Consider the following 2,759-nt stretch of genomic DNA (forward strand, 5'->3'; position numbering starts at 1 on the left):
GGGTTATATATCGGGGGATGGTATTGTCATCCGCATTGATGATGTAAAAAAAGAATCCGACTTTTTCGTGCATTTTGGTCGCGTCGAACGGGGTACAATCCGAGTAGGAGATACTGTAACCGCTCAAATTGATCGCGCTTGTCGTCGTCGTGCCCAAGCAAACCACACCGCAACGCACCTATTACAAGCAGCACTGAAGAAAATCGTCGATGAGGGGATTTCTCAAGCTGGTTCGTTGGTAAATTTCGACCGATTGCGGTTCGACTTCAACTGTCCCCGTGCATTGACTTCCGAAGAAGTTCAGCAAGTCGAAGAACTGGTAAATACCTGGATTTCCGAAGCCCATCCCGCCAAAATTGAAGTTTTATCGCTTAGTGATGCCAAAGCAAAAGGCGCTACCGCCATGTTTGGGGAAAAATACGGGAGTGAAGTCCGTGTGATTGATTTTGTAGGGGTTTCAATGGAATTATGTGGAGGAACCCACGTAAGTAATACTGCGGAGATTGGCGTATTTAAAATTATTTCCGAAGCTGGGATTTCCTCAGGAGTGCGTCGGATAGAAGCGGTTTCCGGTAGCGCAATTTTAGACTACTTAAATGTTCGGGATAAAGTCGTTAAGGATTTGAGCGATCGCTTTAAAGTCAAACCCGAAGAAATCAGCGATCGCATTACCGGATTGCAAAACGAAGTCAAAAACCTGCAAAAAGAAGCTGGGAATTTGAAAGGAGAACTTGCGATCGCAAAATCCGATAGTTTGTTAGCAAATGCGGAAACCGTAGGGGAATTTAAGATACTTGTTGCCAGAATTGATAACGTTGATGCAGCATCACTACAAACCGCAGGGGAAAGATTACAGCAAAAACTCGGTACAAATGCTGCCGTAGTTCTCGGTTCAGTACCCGAAGCAGGAAAAGTTACTTTGGTTGCAGCATTCGGTACGGATGTCAACAAAAAAGGACTACAAGCAGGTAAATTTATTGGTGCGATCGCGAAAATCTGCGGAGGGGGAGGTGGTGGAAAACCCAATATAGCCCAAGCAGGGGGAAGAGATAGTAATAAGTTGGGGGATGCGATCGCGCAAGCTAAGAATGATTTGATTTCTGGGTTGGGTTAGTTCTTGTGGTGCGAAGAGAAGTTACCAAGTAGATATTCTTCACGCAATACTCCAGATTATTTTGTTCACTTTTAAATTTTGAGAAAGTTTTGAAGGTAGATTGGCAGATTGCTTAATTTACCTTCTTTTGTATTATTATTATTTAAAGTAATCTCTTATCTAACAAAGTCAATGCAAGTTCAGGAAAACGCTAGAAAACAAAGAAATACAATTAATCTTTCTGGTATTCCTATTATACAAAAGCTTCCTTTCAGCTTTGCTAGTATAGGAGACGTTGCTGTATATGAGGATGAAGCAACAGGTATTCGCTATCTAAGTACTAGGGATGGAGAGACTAAAGAAAATTTAAAAGTCATTAGTTTATTTACTGGAGCAGGTGGATTTGATATTGGTTTAGAGAAAGCTGGTTTTGAAAATACTGTGTGTATAGAAATTGACGCAGATTGTCGAGCGACCTTGAAGCATAATAGACCAAAATGGAAAATATTTGAAGATTCAACAGGACGTATTGCAGGTGATATTCGTACAATAAGTACAGAGGAAATATTAGAATTTTCTGGCTTACGAAATCAAGAAGTTGCATTAATTTGTGGTGGTATTCCTTGTCAGCCTTTTAGTAATATAGGGAAAAAAAAAGGAAGTAATGATTCAATGAATGGAGATTTATTCCTTGAATTTGTTCGTATTGTAAAAGAAATCAAACCAAAGTCATTTATATTTGAGAATGTAGCAGGTATTGCACAAAACAAGCATTTAGATGTTGTCGAGTATATGACAAAACAGTTTTCTGGGATAGGTTATGGTCTTTCTTGGAAAATATTAAATGCTGCTGACTATGGTGTTGGTCAAAAACGCGAACGTTTTTTCTTAATAGGCATTTTAGGTGTAGATAAACCAGCTTTCCCACTACCGACTCATTTTCGAGATGCTGAATCATGGATTACATTTGCTAATCGACTTTTCCCCACACCATTATATGAGCCGGAATATTGGGTAACAATGGGAGATGTTTTAAAAAGTATTACTCCTGATATGGCTCAAAGGGAAGATTGTCGATTAATGAATATTTCTTCAGTTGTTAAAGAGAGAATGTCTTATATTAGTCCCGGTCAGAATTTTAAAGTCCTTCCATCTTCATTACGTCCAAATTGTTGGAATACAGGAAAGCATCAAGGACATGATACTTTTGGACGTGGACAATTAGATAAACCTGCACCAACGATTCGCACGGCTGCTTATAATCCGTCCAAAGGCAAATATATTCATCCCTTGGAAAATAGAGGATTTAATACTATCGAATTAGCTTCATTTCAAGGTTTTCCATCTGATTGGATATTTAAGTCCAATGGTGGCAAAGTTGTCACGCTGGTAAGCGCAGGTAAGCAAATCGGTAATGCAGTTCCCCCCATACTTGCTGAAGCAATAGGTCGAGCAATCCAAGTTCAAATTTAAGCAATTTTAAAACACAGAATTTGACTTTAAAATTTCATCGAATACAACTATAGCTTCAGCTAGAGAATTAACACTATGAACAGAATCAACTGCTGCTTGAGGTTGCGAATCAATATTGGCAATTGAATGAGTTGCAACTGTTCTCAAAGCTTTTCGGTCGGCTTCACCGACCTTAGTAGATATAGCATAATAC

At 39.3% G+C, this 2,759-nt stretch carries 3 protein-coding genes; 2 read left to right on the top strand and 1 reads right to left on the bottom strand.

The features are described from left to right. The coding region (locus CK510_RS28925; protein ID WP_245912490.1) for a DHHA1 domain-containing protein at window positions 1–1,114 on the top strand (1,114 nt) is incomplete at its 5' end. A gap of 108 nt (window positions 1,115–1,222) precedes the next feature. Further along, the gene (locus CK510_RS28930) at window positions 1,223–2,566 is read left to right on the top strand and encodes a DNA cytosine methyltransferase (protein WP_143289495.1); all 1,344 of its coding nucleotides are present in this window, start codon (window positions 1,223–1,225) and stop codon (window positions 2,564–2,566) included. A 6-nt stretch (window positions 2,567–2,572) separates the two neighbouring features. Here the strand turns inward: CK510_RS28930 and CK510_RS28935 are convergent. Next, window positions 2,573–2,759: Cfr10I/Bse634I family restriction endonuclease (locus CK510_RS28935; protein WP_169927042.1), on the bottom strand; the 187-nt coding region annotated here is incomplete at its 5' end.

The sequence above is a fragment of the Brunnivagina elsteri CCALA 953 genome, assembly GCF_002289455.1.
GTDB classification, from domain to species: Bacteria; Cyanobacteriota; Cyanobacteriia; order Cyanobacteriales; family Nostocaceae; genus Brunnivagina; species Brunnivagina elsteri.